At 37.2% G+C, this 15,374-nt stretch carries 16 protein-coding genes and 1 pseudogene; 10 read left to right on the top strand and 7 right to left on the bottom strand.

Annotated elements, in window-relative coordinates; translation table 11 throughout:
• Positions 1–742: 742 nt before the first annotated feature.
• The 5 genes and pseudogenes from MT391_RS15475 (at position 743) to MT391_RS15455 (ending at position 4,703) form a co-directional block, all read left to right on the top strand.
• Positions 743–1,237, top strand: coding sequence for a mobile mystery protein A (locus MT391_RS15475; RefSeq protein ID WP_028868917.1), 495 nt, complete (start codon positions 743–745; stop codon positions 1,235–1,237).
• A complete protein-coding gene (locus MT391_RS15470) occupies positions 1,221–1,850 on the top strand; it encodes a mobile mystery protein B (RefSeq protein ID WP_037071718.1) in 630 nt (209 codons plus the stop codon). Before MT391_RS15475 ends, MT391_RS15470 begins: the two co-directional genes overlap by 17 nt.
• A 644-nt stretch (positions 1,851–2,494) precedes the next feature.
• Positions 2,495–2,977 (top strand): annotated as a pseudogene (locus MT391_RS15465) (IS630 family transposase); the annotation flags it as partial.
• A gap of 310 nt (positions 2,978–3,287) precedes the next feature.
• Positions 3,288–3,812: a type IV toxin-antitoxin system AbiEi family antitoxin gene (abiEi, locus tag MT391_RS15460; RefSeq protein ID WP_028868891.1), complete on the top strand. Its 525-nt coding sequence runs from the start codon at positions 3,288–3,290 to the stop codon at positions 3,810–3,812.
• Positions 3,813–4,703: a nucleotidyl transferase AbiEii/AbiGii toxin family protein gene (locus MT391_RS15455; RefSeq protein WP_028868892.1), complete on the top strand. Its 891-nt coding sequence runs from the start codon at positions 3,813–3,815 to the stop codon at positions 4,701–4,703.
• A 195-nt stretch (positions 4,704–4,898) separates the two neighbouring features.
• Here the strand turns inward: MT391_RS15455 and MT391_RS15450 are convergent, their stop codons facing one another.
• The 6 genes from MT391_RS15450 to MT391_RS15425 all read right to left on the bottom strand — a co-directional run bounded on the left by MT391_RS15450 (position 4,899) and on the right by MT391_RS15425 (position 8,250).
• On the bottom strand, positions 4,899–5,021 hold the full coding sequence (locus tag MT391_RS15450) for a helix-turn-helix domain-containing protein (protein WP_281170616.1): 123 nt from the start codon (positions 5,019–5,021) through the stop codon (positions 4,899–4,901).
• A 148-nt stretch (positions 5,022–5,169) separates the two neighbouring features.
• Positions 5,170–5,589 carry a DDE-type integrase/transposase/recombinase gene (locus MT391_RS15445; RefSeq protein WP_245600407.1) on the bottom strand — a complete coding sequence of 140 codons (420 nt, stop codon included), beginning with the start codon at positions 5,587–5,589 and terminating at the stop codon, positions 5,170–5,172.
• 252 nt (positions 5,590–5,841) lie between these two features.
• Positions 5,842–6,189, bottom strand: a complete 348-nt coding sequence (locus MT391_RS15440; RefSeq protein WP_028868756.1) for a HipA N-terminal domain-containing protein — start codon at positions 6,187–6,189, stop codon at positions 5,842–5,844.
• 64 nt (positions 6,190–6,253) lie between these two features.
• Complete coding sequence (locus MT391_RS15435; protein ID WP_028868755.1) at positions 6,254–6,514, bottom strand: helix-turn-helix domain-containing protein; 261 nt, start codon at positions 6,512–6,514, stop codon at positions 6,254–6,256.
• 177 nt (positions 6,515–6,691) lie between these two features.
• Positions 6,692–7,996: a type II toxin-antitoxin system HipA family toxin gene (locus MT391_RS15430; RefSeq protein WP_028868754.1), complete on the bottom strand. Its 1,305-nt coding sequence runs from the start codon at positions 7,994–7,996 to the stop codon at positions 6,692–6,694.
• Positions 7,996–8,250, bottom strand: a complete 255-nt coding sequence (locus MT391_RS15425) for a helix-turn-helix domain-containing protein (RefSeq protein WP_028868753.1) — start codon at positions 8,248–8,250, stop codon at positions 7,996–7,998. Before MT391_RS15425 ends, MT391_RS15430 begins: the two co-directional genes overlap by 1 nt.
• Positions 8,251–8,703: 453 nt before the next feature.
• On the opposite strand from MT391_RS15425, the gene MT391_RS15420 reads away from it, so the two are divergent.
• The gene (locus tag MT391_RS15420; protein WP_028868752.1) at positions 8,704–8,988 is read left to right on the top strand and encodes a type II toxin-antitoxin system TacA family antitoxin; all 285 of its coding nucleotides are present in this window, start codon (positions 8,704–8,706) and stop codon (positions 8,986–8,988) included.
• Positions 8,985–9,263 carry a type II toxin-antitoxin system RelE/ParE family toxin gene (locus MT391_RS15415; protein ID WP_028868751.1) on the top strand — a complete coding sequence of 93 codons (279 nt, stop codon included), beginning with the start codon at positions 8,985–8,987 and terminating at the stop codon, positions 9,261–9,263. The genes MT391_RS15420 and MT391_RS15415 overlap by 4 nt, the downstream gene beginning before the upstream one ends.
• Here the strand turns inward: MT391_RS15415 and MT391_RS15410 are convergent.
• Complete coding sequence (locus MT391_RS15410; RefSeq protein ID WP_028868750.1) at positions 9,220–9,525, bottom strand: hypothetical protein; 306 nt, start codon at positions 9,523–9,525, stop codon at positions 9,220–9,222. The genes MT391_RS15415 and MT391_RS15410 overlap by 44 nt on opposite strands.
• Before the next feature lie 859 nt (positions 9,526–10,384).
• On the opposite strand from MT391_RS15410, the gene MT391_RS15405 reads away from it, so the two are divergent.
• Genes MT391_RS15405 through MT391_RS15395 form a run of 3 tightly spaced genes read left to right on the top strand, consistent with a single transcriptional unit; the run spans position 10,385 to position 15,372 of the window.
• Positions 10,385–10,864, top strand: a complete 480-nt coding sequence (locus MT391_RS15405) for a hypothetical protein (protein WP_028868749.1) — start codon at positions 10,385–10,387, stop codon at positions 10,862–10,864.
• Between the two features lies 1 nt (position 10,865).
• Positions 10,866–12,425, top strand: coding sequence for a site-specific integrase (locus MT391_RS15400; RefSeq protein WP_051369131.1), 1,560 nt, complete (start codon positions 10,866–10,868; stop codon positions 12,423–12,425).
• Positions 12,426–12,429: 4 nt separating this feature from the next.
• Complete coding sequence (locus tag MT391_RS15395; RefSeq protein WP_028868748.1) at positions 12,430–15,372, top strand: site-specific integrase; 2,943 nt, start codon at positions 12,430–12,432, stop codon at positions 15,370–15,372.
• Positions 15,373–15,374: the final 2 nt, after the last annotated feature.

The following is a 15,374-nucleotide window of genomic DNA, read 5'->3' as shown; positions in this document are numbered from 1 at the left end:
TGTTAAAGTGGCACATAAAAAGTATATTACAATTACAGCCTTTTTACAAAGAGAAGTGTCAAAGTGGCACGCTTAAATAAACATTTAGCACAACTAATTACGGTATTGTCAACTTATGTAACTAGGATGACTAAAGGCTATACAGTTAGCCCTAATTTAAATTTTGAACACAACTAACCCGCATCCATTCAGAGTAAAATTGGAGCGGGCTGCGGGAATCGAACCCGCATTATCAGCTTGGAAGGCTTAAGGGCTAAATATACATAAGCTATTGAAAATCAATAAAATACATTAAAAACAACCAGTTAAAAAAAAATTAACAACACCATTTAAACCCTATTTTGATCTAATTAAACGGTCAAATAAATTTTTGGCCACCATTTGGTCACAACAATGATGACCATTTTTATTACAAAACCATAATAACACTGGGCTTTTATATTGAAAAAATTCAACATATGAAACTTAATTTATAAATTTTTAAGCTGTTTTATCTTAGCTTAAGATTACGCGATTGAGGTTTAGCAAACTTATAAATGTATATTTACAAATAAGTGTATCTAATATTGATTACAAAAAATACGTTACGTAATCAATATCAAATACTAAATTCAAAATTTGCACTCGTTATAGGTTACAAAATATATAAACTGTATTTATATATAAATACAGTTTATATTGAAATGTATCAGTTTTAGATTACAATTAAATTAATAAGTAAATCTAGAAAGCGAGCTAAGTAATGCATTTTATCCACACTTCCCCAAAAAGCACAGTAAAACAAACAGTGATGCATCAGTATAGAACTATTGCCAATTCGGCAGTAGGCGTTCAACAGATAAAAAAACCTAAAGAGGGGTGGATCAGAACAATCAGAGCGGCACTTGGGATGTCAGGGGCTCAGCTTGGCAAAAGAATGGGCTTAAGTCGAAACCGAATCTCTGTTCTCGAACGCAAAGAGGCTGAAGGTAATATAACGCTAAACCAACTTCAAGATTTAGCCGAACAACTCAACTGCGATCTTACTTATGCTTTGGTGCCAAGAAAACCAATTGAAGAGATCATTGATGATAGGGCGACAGAAATAGCCTCTCGAAGCCTAGATGCTAACTCTCAGAACATGTTTTTGGAAGCTCAGTCTATTGATGAAAAAGCCCAGAAACGACTACTTAAGCAGATCAAAGAACAAGTTATCGAATCCAGTGGCCGTGCTCTTTGGAATGATACTAAGGAATAGTTCTGTGACAACATTGATTGAAAACCCAGAGGGAGCAACACCACTCTCCCCTGATGATATGCTTGGCCTGAAGCATAAGCATGTTGATACCCGTGAGCAATTGAATGAACTTGAAGCGGCTAACATACTCCAAGGTCAAATATGGGCTAGTACCCTTAAAAAACCAACATTAGATTCTATCTTTGATCGGGCCTTTGTGACTAACTTGCACAAGGCTCTTTTTGGGGATGTTTGGGAGTGGGCTGGAATATTTCGGCAGCGTGAACTTAACATTGGCATCGATCCTAAAAATATTCCTGTTGATCTACATAACTTTCTCGAAGATGCGAAGTGTTGGGTTGAATTTAAGCATTACGATAACCTTGAGCTCTCTGCCAGAATTCAGCATCGCCTTGTTCAGATCCACCCATTCGTTAACGGTAATGGTCGTCATTCACGCATATTCACTGATATTGTTCGAGTATATCTACTCGGAGAGAAACCGATGAAATGGGCATATGCCAAACTTGAGGATGTAACTGAAGAGCGCTCTTCCTATATTACCGGCCTAAGAAAGGCAGATGAGGGGGATTTCTCAGTATTTATTAAATACCTTCAAAGTTTGGGTAACTAAAATAAGTGGTGATAATCTGGTTATAGGCTTTTTAAGTAATGGCGACTCTTCTTTCCACCCTGATTTATCACCGATTTTTTGCTATTACTAGGTGTAATTTAAAAATCTAATTCAAGCGTAGAAAGCTGCTTTAAAAAGCCCCCATCCTTGCTCCAGACGGTATTGTCAACTTATCTGAGGTGGGCGATTAAAGGCTATAAAATTAGCATTAATCTAATTTTTGGACGCAACTCACCTGTATCCATTCAGAAAAGAAGCGAACAAGAAATACTCGATTGTATTTCGCTTGTATTAATGAGTCGTTACACAATAACTTGCGCTAAAAATTGTTTTAAAAAAGCCTAAAATAACTGGCTATTTTGAAAACAAAAGCGCAAGTAATTTTGAAGCCGATCCTAAATGACGGCCAAAATGAAATAGGTCATTTACTACCCCGTGGCAACTTAAAAAACGCTGGGCTTGACCCTGTGATTTAAACTTACCCATCTGCCGTTCTTATTGCTGAGTAGGTTGATGTGAGAATTCACACCTAATATTTTCATACTGAATAGTTGAGCCCTCTACACTTGTTGTTAATTCTTTTTTGCAGCAGAGTAACTTGCTAGTTTATCCGTCACAACCTTTAACGGCGCACCTTGACCTGCGGCTGGATAAAAACAGGCCATGATAAAAGTATTGAAACCACTGGAAGCCGAACGCGACTAAACATTATTGGCGCAATAAATCTGAACCAAATTGGTTCCGCTATTGTTAAACGTTATGACAAAGTGAACGGTGAATATATTAATTTTTTCTTAGAGGAATTGAGAGCACAGCATTCGCCTGAACTCAGCATTCATCTAGTACTAGATGGTGCCGCTTACCATCGTTCAAATATAGTTAAAAACAAAGCAAAAGAGCTTAATATTCAGCTGCACTATTTACCTCCCTATAGTCCTAATTTAAATCCAATAGAACGACTTTGGAAAGTCATGAACGAACATGTGAGAAATAATAAATATTTCTCTACAGCCAAAGAGTTTCGAGAACAAATCGATGATTTTTTCGAATATAAGCTCCCTGAAATAGGAGGCTCCTTATCGAGTCGAATTAATGACAACTTTCAGAAGCTAGCATCTGCATCTTGAAGTGGGATGGGTATAACACCGATTTTGACCATTTTATTTTGTTATATTGAAATTTTGGTCACATCAAATGAGACATTTTTATTTGAAATAGCCAATATCACTGAGCTTTGGTATTGAAAAAATTCAACTTTATTTTATTAAAACTAAGTTACTTTTCTTTTTTTAGGGGCTAATGATTGTAAAAACTTATTCTAAGCATATAAATTTCGTCTCTATATATACCCGTAACCTTATCAAGGTCAATGGGTTGATAACCTCACCACAAAGGTCTACAATTAGTTACACATAAAGTAACTAATTGTAGACCTACATGACAAAGAAAGAAAACTTGCTGGTAGCATTTTCGAATGCAGTTAAGGCAGGAGGAGGCATCCATACGGCGGCAGAACTAGCCTATATGCTCGGAGAAAAACACACTCCAACCTTCACAAAATTTCTAGCGGACTGCGTAAAAAATGGCGCAGTACGCAGAGTTGTAGTTGGGATTTATGAGAGCACACTCACCCCACCTGAACCATCCACTGCAATTTACAAAATAGTGAATAAGCTTCGCAAAGGAGTTCTAAATTATATTAGTCTAGAAAGCCAGCTTAGTTACACTGGCGACATATCCCAAGTGCTAATGGATAGAATTACAGTAATAACAAAAGGAAGAAATGGAACCTTTACAACACCCTATGGTGTTATTGAACTAACACATACCAAAAAATCTATTCATAAAATAGCGCCAAACCTATATTTTGATAAAGACATAAATATGTATCGCGCAAAAACGACTCAGGCTATTGCTGATCTAAAAAACTGCAATAGAAATATATCGATGTTGGAGAGCTAAATGTTAAAAGAATACATACGACAAATCGTCAACGCAAACCCTGAATATGCTGCTGTAACTCCGGTAATAGAAAAAGAAATTCTTCATCACGACATTATCGATGTAATGGTAAAGCAAGGTGCTATGCAATCTCTAACATTCATTGGGGGAACATCCCTTCGATTGTGTTACAACAGCTCTCGACTATCAGAAGACTTAGATTTTAATGGCGGGTATAACTTCAAACCGTCTAACTTTAATGGATTGGAAATAGAGATCCAAAAATACATACAAAATAAGTATGAAACTGAAGTCTGGGTGAATAAGCCAAATGAAGATAAACAGGGAGAAACATCCTCTTGGAAAATCAGCATAGAAAAAGAAGCTAACCGACCTGACTTACCACGCCAGAAGATGCATATAGATGTCTGCGCTATCCCATCATTCGATATCGAAAAAAGAGCCTTGATAAACCACTATAATATTGTTGTACCAACGGAAGGTTTACTCGTTCCAGTCCAATCCTTAGAAGAAGCATTGGCAGATAAGTTTATTGCCCTAGCCTACCGAGCAAGACGTATTAAACCTCGTGATGTCTGGGATATAGTCTGGATCAAACAGAGAGGTATTGCAGTCTCAACGAGACTTATCGACAAAAAACTTGAAGCGCGAAACAAGACTAAAACCGATTTTTCTGAAGCACTCAGTATTCAAGTAAATAAACTTCTTCAAGATGATGATGTTCGCAAAGACTTCAACATGGAAATGAGTCGCTTTGTCCCAAGGCAAGTTAAAGAAAGGACAATTGATAATCAAGATTATTGGACTTATGTGCAATCAGAAATTAAAGATATGGCAGATCCACTACTTAATGATCATAAGCTCAACAAGAAGTTTGATATGAATTTTTAAATTAGAGGCAAAAAACAAGTCTACAAAATACAACCAAATAAGTAACATTTTGTAGACTTCATTGCATATCCAATTACCATTCCTCCGACCACTCAGGACTATCAGAATCATCGCGGTTACGAGCAGTTACTTCAATGTCAAAATCTAAAGCAGAAAACAACTTAAAAAAGGTCTCTATTTTAGCCGAATCAGGTTTTAACTCGAAACGGTATCCTGACGAATCCCCACTTTTTTAGCTACCTTAGTTTGAGACAGTTTTTTATCTAAACGCACACCTCGAAGATAAGCACTTAGTTGCTTCGTACTCGTTATTTTCATACAAACTTTCCCACACGCTAAAACAGGTAAATATAGTATTACACGCTAAAGGAGGTATTAAAATGGTATTGTCAACTTACAGTAACTAGGATGACTAAAGGCTATAAAATTAGCCTTAATCTAAATTTTGGATACAACTAACCTGCACCTATTCAGAGAATGAGTGATCGCGGAATGCTCTATAATGTTTCGCTTGCATTAAATGACGGCCAAAACGAAACAGATTATTTACTACTCCGTGGCAACTTAAAAACCGCTGGGCTTGCCCCTGTGATTTGAATTTACGCATCTGTCGTTCTTGTTGCCGAGTAGGCTGATGTGAGAGCTCACATCCATTATTTTCATACTGAACAGTTGAGAGCTCTACACTTGGTATTAATTCTTTTTTGGCGGCAGAGTAACTTGCTAGTTTATCCGTCACAATCTTTAACGGCGTACCTCCCTGCCCTTTTAATAATCGTTTAAAGAAGCGCATCGCTGCCGTCTTATTCTTTCGTTTATGAACCAAAATATCTATTTCGTCACCATCTTGATCTACAGCTCGCCAAAGGTAATGTAATACCCCCATTTATTTTGATGAAAACCTCATTCAAATACCAGGTATAACCGAGTTGACCACGATTATTTTTAATCTGATTACAATAGATAGCACCGTATTTTTTACACCACTGCCGGATCGCTTCATAGCTGACAACGATGCCTCTAGCTGCGAGCAGTTCTTCAATATCACGAAAGCTCAGTGTAAATCGATGATAAAGCCAAACGGCATGGCTGATAATTTGTGCAGGATAACACTAGCCTGCGTAGATATTAGAATGATTCATCTGCAGAGTATCGCACAACAGGTTGAAATGTTGTTAACTTGACAATACCGTTCGACTACATTGTTCGTTGTTTTATCAATACTGCTTTTCGAAGATAATGTAATAGCACCTGCCGACTCTGCTCCTACAATAGACAAAATACCGAATGAATCCGCTTCATTAATATTAATATCTCTTGCTAATAAGGTTCTTGCCCCTTCTTCTGGTAATAGGTTATCAAAAAACCATTGAATATAACGTTTACTTGAGCCATCAATGTGTAATTTTTCTGATAATGGAATATCAGTGCAAAGAGCATAATTATTTAAATTTCTAAGCCCCCCTGAGTATATTGAAAAGACCAAATATCATTGTCTCAAATAAAACTCCTACTATCTCAGCATTGATATAGACCTTAAGTTCACGCATCTAATCATCCTTTATTTTTTTAATTTTATCTAAAAACTTATCTTCGATAGCTGGTGGTAGATCAATAGACAGTTCAATCCCTAGTTGTTCAAATAGCTTTAAAACGCGACCAATTTCGACGGTTTCTTTACCATTTTCAAATTGACTCATAAACGTCAAACCATTACCCGATAACAAACCTGCTGTTGACTGATCTAAGGACTGTGATTGCCTAACAATTTTTGCTAGCTGGCCAAGTTGTTTCAAATTTTTTATTTTCATATAATCACCTATGCGTTTGCATAAATATTAACTTGAAAACGCTGTAATGAAAAAAAATTCATTCGTTCGCATAAATAATTAAATAAAAGTATCAAAAACTGACCATTAACTGCGTTCGCATAAATTATTTTATATTGTTAGAGGTGAAACTGGCCTAGGTTGTAGAAGAATCTTAATTTATAACTTTTTAAGCTGTTGCAGCATGCCCGAAAAAATACTTTCTGATATATTTTTAGGAAAATTTACTGGCAAATTAGCTTGGGTATCAAGAATAATTTTTTCAGTGTTAACTTTAACCTCACTCAATATAGTATCCATTTTTGCTATTTCAAAGCCAACCTGCTTAGCTGTTTCAATAAAATGTCGAGGGTAGATTTTATTCACATGATATTTTTTACCTTTCGTCGTCTTTAAGCCCATTGCTAATTTTACTTGACGAATATTGAGGCCCTTTTTATTCACGACAGGAAATACTGATAACACATCATAAAATGGGGTTAATTGAAATTGCCCATCAGGTAAAATGAAAATAGAAAAATTCTTAGCGTGTCCGTCTGAAGCTCCCATCAACCAAAATAAGACTTGCACCTTCATAAAATCAGCTCTATCTTTTGCCGCATTCTTTGAGCCTAATAGGTGATTCATAATTTGTTCAATGCCTGGGCCGCCTTGATTTTCATACTTCAAAGCAGAAGGTGTATTAAATACTTGGCAGTAATCTTCTTGCGGCCTTCTCATTAACCATTTTTTATCGCTTGAATATTGACGATCAAAACGTTCCACAGAAAGTGCATTTATATCTTCTAGCTCTAGAACCTCACATCTAGCCACTGACAAGCCGTAAGCTTTCAGCAGTAACATGCATAAAAATTCATTCTCTACGCTTTCAGACATATCTAACGAATATGAGTGACTCTGTATCTGCCCAATAGGTAGCTTAATGATGTGTGAAGTCGGTGTGGAGTTTAAAGGTAAGCACCAAGTTTTATCAATATTCAATAGCGCTGTTTTTTCCTGTGCTCCTGCAACAGATATCCGAAAGTCGTGTAGGTCCTCAATCATACCAAGTGGTATATCAGCCCGATATCCCATGATTATTTTGTTTAACTCTTCGCCGTCTAGTACTTTATATTCCAAGTTTTTAACATTAAGGGGGAGTTCCCCTTTTGGTAATAACTGTAAAGCACCAACACAATCCCTACCAATCATAGTTAACAAATCAAAGGGTAAAGAAGAGTTAGCTTGATAACGAGCAACAATCCGCTGCCTAACCTCTGAGTTATCAGGTAGTAAATTATCGAAATAATTATAAACTACATCACCACGATATTCAGATTTTACCAATGGCATTGATAATGATATAGGGCGACTTCCCAACAATGTTAGCCAGCTAGTTGAATAGGAAAAAGAATGAGCACCGTTACTAGATTTTTTAAATTCACCAACATGATAGCCATTGAGGTAGGCATCTAAGATAGCCATTACCACTCCTCTTTCCAGTCCGATTTATCATCATTATTCAGGCTATTACGAGGTGTAATTTCAAAATCTAATTCAAGCGCAGATAGAAGTTTAAAAAAGGTATCCAACTTGGTTGTTCCCGCTCTTAGCTCAAAATTTGAAACAGTATCTTGTCGAACCCCAACTTTTTTCGCCACGTCTGTTTGAGATAAGTGACTATCTAAACGTACATTCTTTAAGTATGCACTGAGTTGTTTTGTTGTGGATATTTTCATACTACACCTTACACGCTATAACAAGTAAGTGAAGTATTACACGGTAAAACAGGTAAATCAAACTTACACGCTACGACGGGTAAAGCATTTCCTTTTGAGCTAATAATAAAACTCTTTAATTTTTATGGAGTATTTTATAGAAGAGAAGATATTTAAGTCTAAATAAATCTGTACTAGACCTTTTTCTCTTGCCACCTGTAAATATTCCACTGCAGAGGTTCTGGGTATCCCAATTAATTTAGCGACATCAGTCTGACTAAGACCTTCTTGGTTATATAACCAAGTCGCATGAAGGGCTATATCTCAATTAAATAGCCGCTATCATTTTTTGGTTAAAATAAGCGACGAAGGAAAAAAACCAACTGTTATTTTTCCTTTTGAGTGTTGTTAGTTGCCTACGTACAACACCAGTGCTAACATTTGTGAGTACACAATAAAATTAAGGTAACTATTATGGATACTCGCATACAATTTAGAATTGATGAAGAAACTAAACGCTTGGCTCAATTAATGGCTGAAAGCCAAGGGCGCACATTAAGCGATGCATGTAGAGAGCTTACCGAAGGCTTAGCTGAAGAACAACGAAAAACAATGACCCATGATTCATGGTTAACAGAACAAATAAATGCTGCATTTGACAAGATTGATAGTGGTAAAGCTAATTTTATTGAAGACAATGAAGCTAAAATCGAGATGGAGGCTAGAAAGAATAAGATCCGTAATAGAGATAAAATATGATTTTTTGGGAAGAGGAATCACTTAATGACCGTGAAAAAATATTTGAATTTTTATTTGATTTTAATCCTAGCGCAGCAGAAAAAACGGATCAAATAATAGAGTCTAAAGTTGAAAGTTTACTTGAACATCCATTAATGGGTGTTGAAAGAGATATTTTTCCTGGTCGTGTGTTAATTATTCCAGAAGTATCTATGATTGTCTCATATTGGGTAGATGCTGGCACTATCCGAATTATGCGCGTTTTACACCAGAAGCAGAAGTTTCCACAGGATTAAAAAGGCAACTAACGAGGCTGTATGACTTCTCTTTTTCAGAAAAAATATACTTACTGTGGTCATTATTATTTAACTCCGTTAAGGATGATTTACGTTGTGCTAACCGTTCCTTAAAAGAGCTGGATGACATTACTCGACCTGCTTGTTTATCGTTTTTTGCAAAGCTAACAAGTTTTAATAGGGCAATAGCCTCCTCACGCTCTTCTCTATCTTGAATAAATTCGATAACATAAACGGGTTTACCATTCTGAGTAATAATCAACGGCTCTTCCAATGGAAGATTCGCTGCATTTTTTTTAAAAAACTTATTGTTTCTAAATACATAACTATTCTCCTTTTAAATAAGAAATGTATTCACGTTAGTTATCACCGGACATACATTCCATAGAAGCCAATCTGAAATAAATCACATCGACATAAATATTTTACTATTAAAAACAAAAAAGACTAAATTTAGACTTTTCATGTTTACTGTATTTTTATTCTGAGGTGATAAAAGGCCATCGATTACGAAGTCGTAGTATAAGTATTTACTATAACGCTCACTCTCTTTTCCATATCTAAAAGAAAAACAGGCTTCTATTCGCCCTGTTTTTTTGATGAAGATTGAGTTTGTTAAAAAATCTGGGCTTTTTAAAAACCTAAACCCTTTTTTAACTGATTATTGTTCTATGTAAGTAGTGAGCATGTTTACCATGATCATAATGCTATCAAGATCATTCGTTGCAATAATAAAAAAGCCTAACGACCTAATTAAAGATATGCGACAACAACCATCTGATACCCACACGGATAACTTTAATAAAATTAATCAAGACATCCACGATAACTTTTAAAGAACTCTATTTTTGTGATCTATACTGAACAAACAAACAGTATCTAATTATAAGTAAAAAAATGACTAGACAATTACTTTTATGACCGAGATGATGATATAGATAAAAAACACATGATGATGTAGAAAGCACACTAAAAAACACAATATATAGTAATTATTATTCAATGTAATTTACAAAAGCATACTAAGTAAATAGATCTTTACGTACTAATTTTTGATACTAAAGCGGTGATAGACGATAAAAACATTAACTAACAGGGCGAATAAAGGAAGAAACAAGGGTATGAAAATAAAACGGCTTGCTATCAATCAGCTTAGATTACGTTATCACCCAACACTGTCAAAAATAACGTGTTGCGACCATTTTACATTATCTTCATCTGTTGAGGTGCAAGGGTTACCTTTACACATCGCGCAAACACTACTTGATTTGTCTCCTGTATTAGCTTGTAAGGCTCAAGGTGGAGACTCTGACTGGCAACTGAGCCCGAACCCCACATTAGAATTATTCAAACAACACCCCGAGCGACACAAACTACTGATCAGTATTCATTACTATCCGGAACTATTAATTGATGGCATTCTCGAGGGAGTATTACTCTTTGCCCCTGCTCTAAATTATCGCGTTCAAAGTAACTTATTGAACAATCTTAGCTCGCGCGTCCAACAATCCAAGCTACTGCTTAAACATCCCCCCTCTAAAAAGAAATTAGCGCAATGGGCAAATGTAAAGCCTTCTGCTATTAGGCATATTAAGGTCTAAAATGGGCAAAACAGCAGATATACAAGAAAAAAACATACGGAAAAATGCGGGCGGCGTTATGCCAAATGCGCACCGAACCGCAGTTTCGTTAGCTGTTGCGTTTAAAAAACTCACTAAATCAAGCATGCTCTACCAGGATTCACATCGATTATTATTATTATTTATTTATCTATGGTTAACAAATCAACTCGATGAAATTACCTGTTTTGAAGACATTCCAGATTTACATCGCGTTAGTGGGGCAAGTGAATGTGAAGCGCATTGTTTACGCAACTTTAAAGAGGGTAATACCTCTTGGACCGAATATGCACAGCCCTATCATACTAAGCAGGGTACGCTTTATCTTTGGCAACCACTACCAACACTTCTGCAACCCTTATTTCAGTTCATGGTTTCCTCATTAAGTTACCAAGTCCCCTTACTCAAGAAGCGAGAAAAAAAGCGATTTTATGAAGAGTTACAAAAACGATGGAAAACACCGCATTTATTGCATCGTTATCATCGTAATAAACGCGATGTGTTCTTCCGCTACTTCGGCTATTGTACTCAAGTGGATCCACAGTTATCTTCACTGGCTAAAATGGTCTTACTCGGTCAGGATAAACTTAATCATAAAAGTGCAACTGCCTATCAAGCAGAGCAAACAGACAGGCTTCGCAAAAAGATATTTTTAGCCCAGAACCGTTATTTAGAAAGAGTGGTGAATTCCATTAAACTATTTGGCCTCACTGAGTGCTTTACTTATACCTTAATGGGCCAGATTAAAAATTTTTCTGCCCCCCTTATTCAAATACCAAACTATCTCAATAAAAATGGTTTTATCACCGCCTACCAACTTAACATTAAAAATGGGGGTAAACAGTATGAAGCTATCCCATCGCAGCTCATTGGTAGTAAGCGAAGCCTAGCTGAACAGGATGTCGCCAGTTTCTTTCAAACGTTGCACGATCGTGTAGAACAGGAATATCTAGGAAAGAACATGACACTTGAGCAACACCGTATTTACTACAAATGGCGAACCACTCAATTAGCTTTTCTATTTATCGCCTTAACAGGTGTCAGGCCAACACACGCAATCACCATTGAAAGGCAGCGTTGTTTTGCAGGCGAGCAATCTTGTGTTTTTGATAAAGGTCGATGGCGCCCTGTGATGCTATGCACTTATCTTAAAGTGGAAATCAATAAATACCTTGAATTGCAAAGAACACTCACGATGCAATTTCCTCATCATCAAAAAAATCCAATGATGTGGTACTTTATTAATAAGGAAGGCGACCAGGAATGCTTAACGGCACGCAATTTAAGGCTAACTATGCAGCCATTATGGCCAGGTGTTGTGCCTTATCAATTACGGCATTTTTTTGCACAATGCGCATTAACGAGTCTACCGCCCCATCTCCTTCCCACACAACAAATTGACCGACTAATGGGCCATAGTAATTTAGGTGAACACCTTGGTAGTGATGAACAATTTCCTCTCTCGTTTGTGCCATTACAAAAATATTTAGAACATCTTGTCGAGCGTTTAGGGCTTCATAAACAACAAAGACAGGGAGTATAAACGCATGATTAATGTTTTAAAATTGTCGCCTGCGACCATTATTACTTATCTCGAACACAGCCATAACAATAATGATTCAATATTACCTCCTGAACCGAACACATCCATCACCGGAGATATTCAATGGGTGTTATCGTTTTGGCCAGAAGACAGCATCCCTTTGCGAACGCTGAAGGATGAACACTATCAAGTACTAAAGCAAAAGATTAGTCAAGTACCTACAGGTAAGCAAAAACACTACCGATGGGCACTCAATGCTATTCTTATTTATCTTAATGATATTGCGAGGTGGGAACTACCGGAGCGAACTAAGGCGATGTTTGTTGATCGCGACTTTATTTGGTTTAACCAATTAAGTAAACAAGCTGAACTCGCCGATACACTTTGGCAAACTTACGAAATCGATAAAGCTAATATATTACAAACTCATGTTGTTCCGACACCTGCACAAGTGGCATTGACCATTGCAATCGAAGTGGCTCCACTCTCTTTAAACCACTTAGCAACAATATTAAATGAAAAAGCGAGTATTGAACGCACAGGACAACAAACACAACTTAAAGTAATGCACTATCAGCAGCCATTGTCAACGACTCCACAAATCAATTCGACTTTTACGCGCTACCATTTGCCCCTCTACAGTTATTGTTTATTAGATAGCTATTACAAAACGAAACCATCACCTATTTCGGTCCGGCAACTGTATAACTTGCTTAACGATAAAATATCAAGTGCCCCTTATCATATAGCGCTATGTAAAAGAGCTCAATGGCATACTCTGTTTCAATCACTGTGGCATTACCGGGATAACATCCCTTCTAAATTACTCAAAGATATCGCTCAACCTGAGCGTCATGTCGATTTTGATGTCGCACTCCCCTCGGCAAAACAAAAAAAACAGATGCTTGCGGGACTTTATCAACAAGATTGGCGAACAAATAAAGGCAAGGATAGTTATCGAACGACCAACTCAGAGGTGAAAAAACCTCGTTGGGCACAGCGCCAATTAATCACCCAATGGTCTAAAAATGGCGATATTAATAGCATTGCTCCCCCCGACTTAAATCCAAACAATATTATTGAGTATTATCTATTCCTTTATTGTCGCGAGCTTATTTTATATGGTGGCGTACAAGCCACTGTGTTGTCTAAAGCAACGATTACAAAATACTGTAATATTGAAGTGCACTTTAATGGGCAATCGCTCCTCTATGAGATGGCACTTGATAATGAACAACTGCAGGAATGGGCTAAACGAATATATGAACAACAAGAGAGTGAAACTATCAAGGGTTCACTACGTTACTTTTTTCGTTTCCTCTCCACACAAGCACTCACCGATCACCTTGATATCGCAGTATTTGAGAGTCCGAGCCTCGCGCCGACAGTTGATCCTTTTCGTATACCTCTAACGATGCTACACGAAATGGTGAATGCATTACTGACACAATCAGGTGGCACATTATTACAGCGTTTTTATTGTGCGGTGGCCGCGATTATTGCTTATTTTGCCATGTTACGACGTGGAGAAGTACTGAGGCTACGCATTAAAGATATTTTTTCTGTCGCCGAAAAGTCCAATGCTTTTCATCTGACCATTACGAAGACAAAAGAGGGCATCCCTAAAGGTAAAAAAACGCGTGATGTTGATACTGTATTACCGGAGGCAATGGCAATGTTAGTACGCATTGCTATTCAACTTAAAGAAGAAAGTGATGATGACGATCCCTTAATTGGCTTTGATAATGAGAAAATGAGTTCTCGCCAATTAAACTATTTGCTTCCTGTTACTAAAGCCATCAAAGCACACTGTGGTCAAGCGGCTCGATTTCACCATTTACGGAAAAGTGGTATTCATTTGTTTACACAGCAAATGTTACATATTGCTTATCTTCAACCAGGACATGACCTAGTTGCGTATGAAGATTTAAAACCGATGTTGTCACGCGAAATGGTGAAAAAACGCTTCAATTACTGGACTGAAAAACGTGAAGAGAGTGAGATAAATGATAATCTTTTGTTTGTTGAACTTGGCCGTCAAATCGGACATAAGTTTTATGCTACAACACGTTGGTCTTATTTACATGGCACACAGTGGTTATTTCCCTACTTACGACCAAAGCAGACCACTTGTGCACAACAAGCCTTTTCACATGCAGAGTTACGATTTTTACTTGGTTTAGCACCTGATTCAAACGACCTGTCGAGAAAATTAAGTTTATTGAGTGAAGATTACAAGCGCCTTTCTATTACTCAGAAACAAAAAAATCCAGTCATGCTCTCAGAGCAAGCATTACGCTCTTATTTATGGCCATCAAAAGCCAATAACAAACCAGAATCCGCCGCGGAGAAGGCTTACAAAGAGCCTAAATATTATTATGCGCTTTGGCAAAAATTAGCACTCGGCCTATGCCATCATTTTATTGATGCGCTATTTATTAGTATGCGAAAGAAAAACTACTTTAACTTTCCTGTGTTAAGCCAAGTTTGGCAGCATTCCGGTAGACACACCTATCGCCCGCTCAGCAAAACACAGCGTACCGCCCTTGCAGGACTTGGCCCTATTACCCTGTTCCAGAGCAATATTGAGGCAACAGGTAATGATCAGACTAATAAGCAAAGCATTCTCAAAGGCCAGCAAAACTCAACACAACACGCTCTGCAAATACAAGTTGCAAGCAACGCCCGAAACGCAGCCTATTTTGAAGCCGTATTTCGGCAACCAGAATGGCAATGGCTGACCTGCTCTTTTGTATTGACTGTAAACCGTAAAACAAAGGAGGATCGCTTACTAATCTTAGTTAAAACTCGCTACGCCAAAAACAAAGAAGAGATCACTGTCAAAAGGACACAAGAGGGAGCGAGCTCTCTCATCATCAGACTTACCCCAATATTCCCTGTATCTAAGTTTGTGCTCCAACAAGCTTTACAAACATTAACATCATAGGA

This window comes from Vibrio sp. 1-Bac 57 (assembly GCF_037546855.1).
GTDB lineage: Bacteria > Pseudomonadota > Gammaproteobacteria > Enterobacterales > Psychromonadaceae > Psychromonas.
This window is presented reverse-complemented; position numbering and strand designations above follow the sequence as displayed.

What these genes read in the sequence shown, in the direction of transcription:
- MT391_RS15475 (WP_028868917.1), top strand. Translation starts at nt 743, where the DNA reads ATGCATTTTATCCACACTTCCCCAAAAAGCACAGTAAAACAAACAGTG.
- MT391_RS15470 (WP_037071718.1), top strand. Translation starts at nt 1,221, where the DNA reads ATGATACTAAGGAATAGTTCTGTGACAACATTGATTGAAAACCCAGAG.
- abiEi (WP_028868891.1), top strand. Translation starts at nt 3,288, where the DNA reads ATGACAAAGAAAGAAAACTTGCTGGTAGCATTTTCGAATGCAGTTAAG.
- MT391_RS15455 (WP_028868892.1), top strand. Translation starts at nt 3,813, where the DNA reads ATGTTAAAAGAATACATACGACAAATCGTCAACGCAAACCCTGAATAT.
- MT391_RS15450 (WP_281170616.1), bottom strand. Translation starts at nt 5,021, where the DNA reads ATGAAAATAACGAGTACGAAGCAACTAAGTGCTTATCTTCGAGGTGTG.
- MT391_RS15445 (WP_245600407.1), bottom strand. Translation starts at nt 5,589, where the DNA reads ATGGGGGTATTACATTACCTTTGGCGAGCTGTAGATCAAGATGGTGAC.
- MT391_RS15435 (WP_028868755.1), bottom strand. Translation starts at nt 6,514, where the DNA reads ATGAAAATAAAAAATTTGAAACAACTTGGCCAGCTAGCAAAAATTGTT.
- MT391_RS15430 (WP_028868754.1), bottom strand. Translation starts at nt 7,996, where the DNA reads ATGGCTATCTTAGATGCCTACCTCAATGGCTATCATGTTGGTGAATTT.
- MT391_RS15425 (WP_028868753.1), bottom strand. Translation starts at nt 8,250, where the DNA reads ATGAAAATATCCACAACAAAACAACTCAGTGCATACTTAAAGAATGTA.
- MT391_RS15420 (WP_028868752.1), top strand. Translation starts at nt 8,704, where the DNA reads ATGGATACTCGCATACAATTTAGAATTGATGAAGAAACTAAACGCTTG.
- MT391_RS15415 (WP_028868751.1), top strand. Translation starts at nt 8,985, where the DNA reads ATGATTTTTTGGGAAGAGGAATCACTTAATGACCGTGAAAAAATATTT.
- MT391_RS15405 (WP_028868749.1), top strand. Translation starts at nt 10,385, where the DNA reads ATGAAAATAAAACGGCTTGCTATCAATCAGCTTAGATTACGTTATCAC.
- MT391_RS15400 (WP_051369131.1), top strand. Translation starts at nt 10,866, where the DNA reads ATGGGCAAAACAGCAGATATACAAGAAAAAAACATACGGAAAAATGCG.
- MT391_RS15395 (WP_028868748.1), top strand. Translation starts at nt 12,430, where the DNA reads ATGATTAATGTTTTAAAATTGTCGCCTGCGACCATTATTACTTATCTC.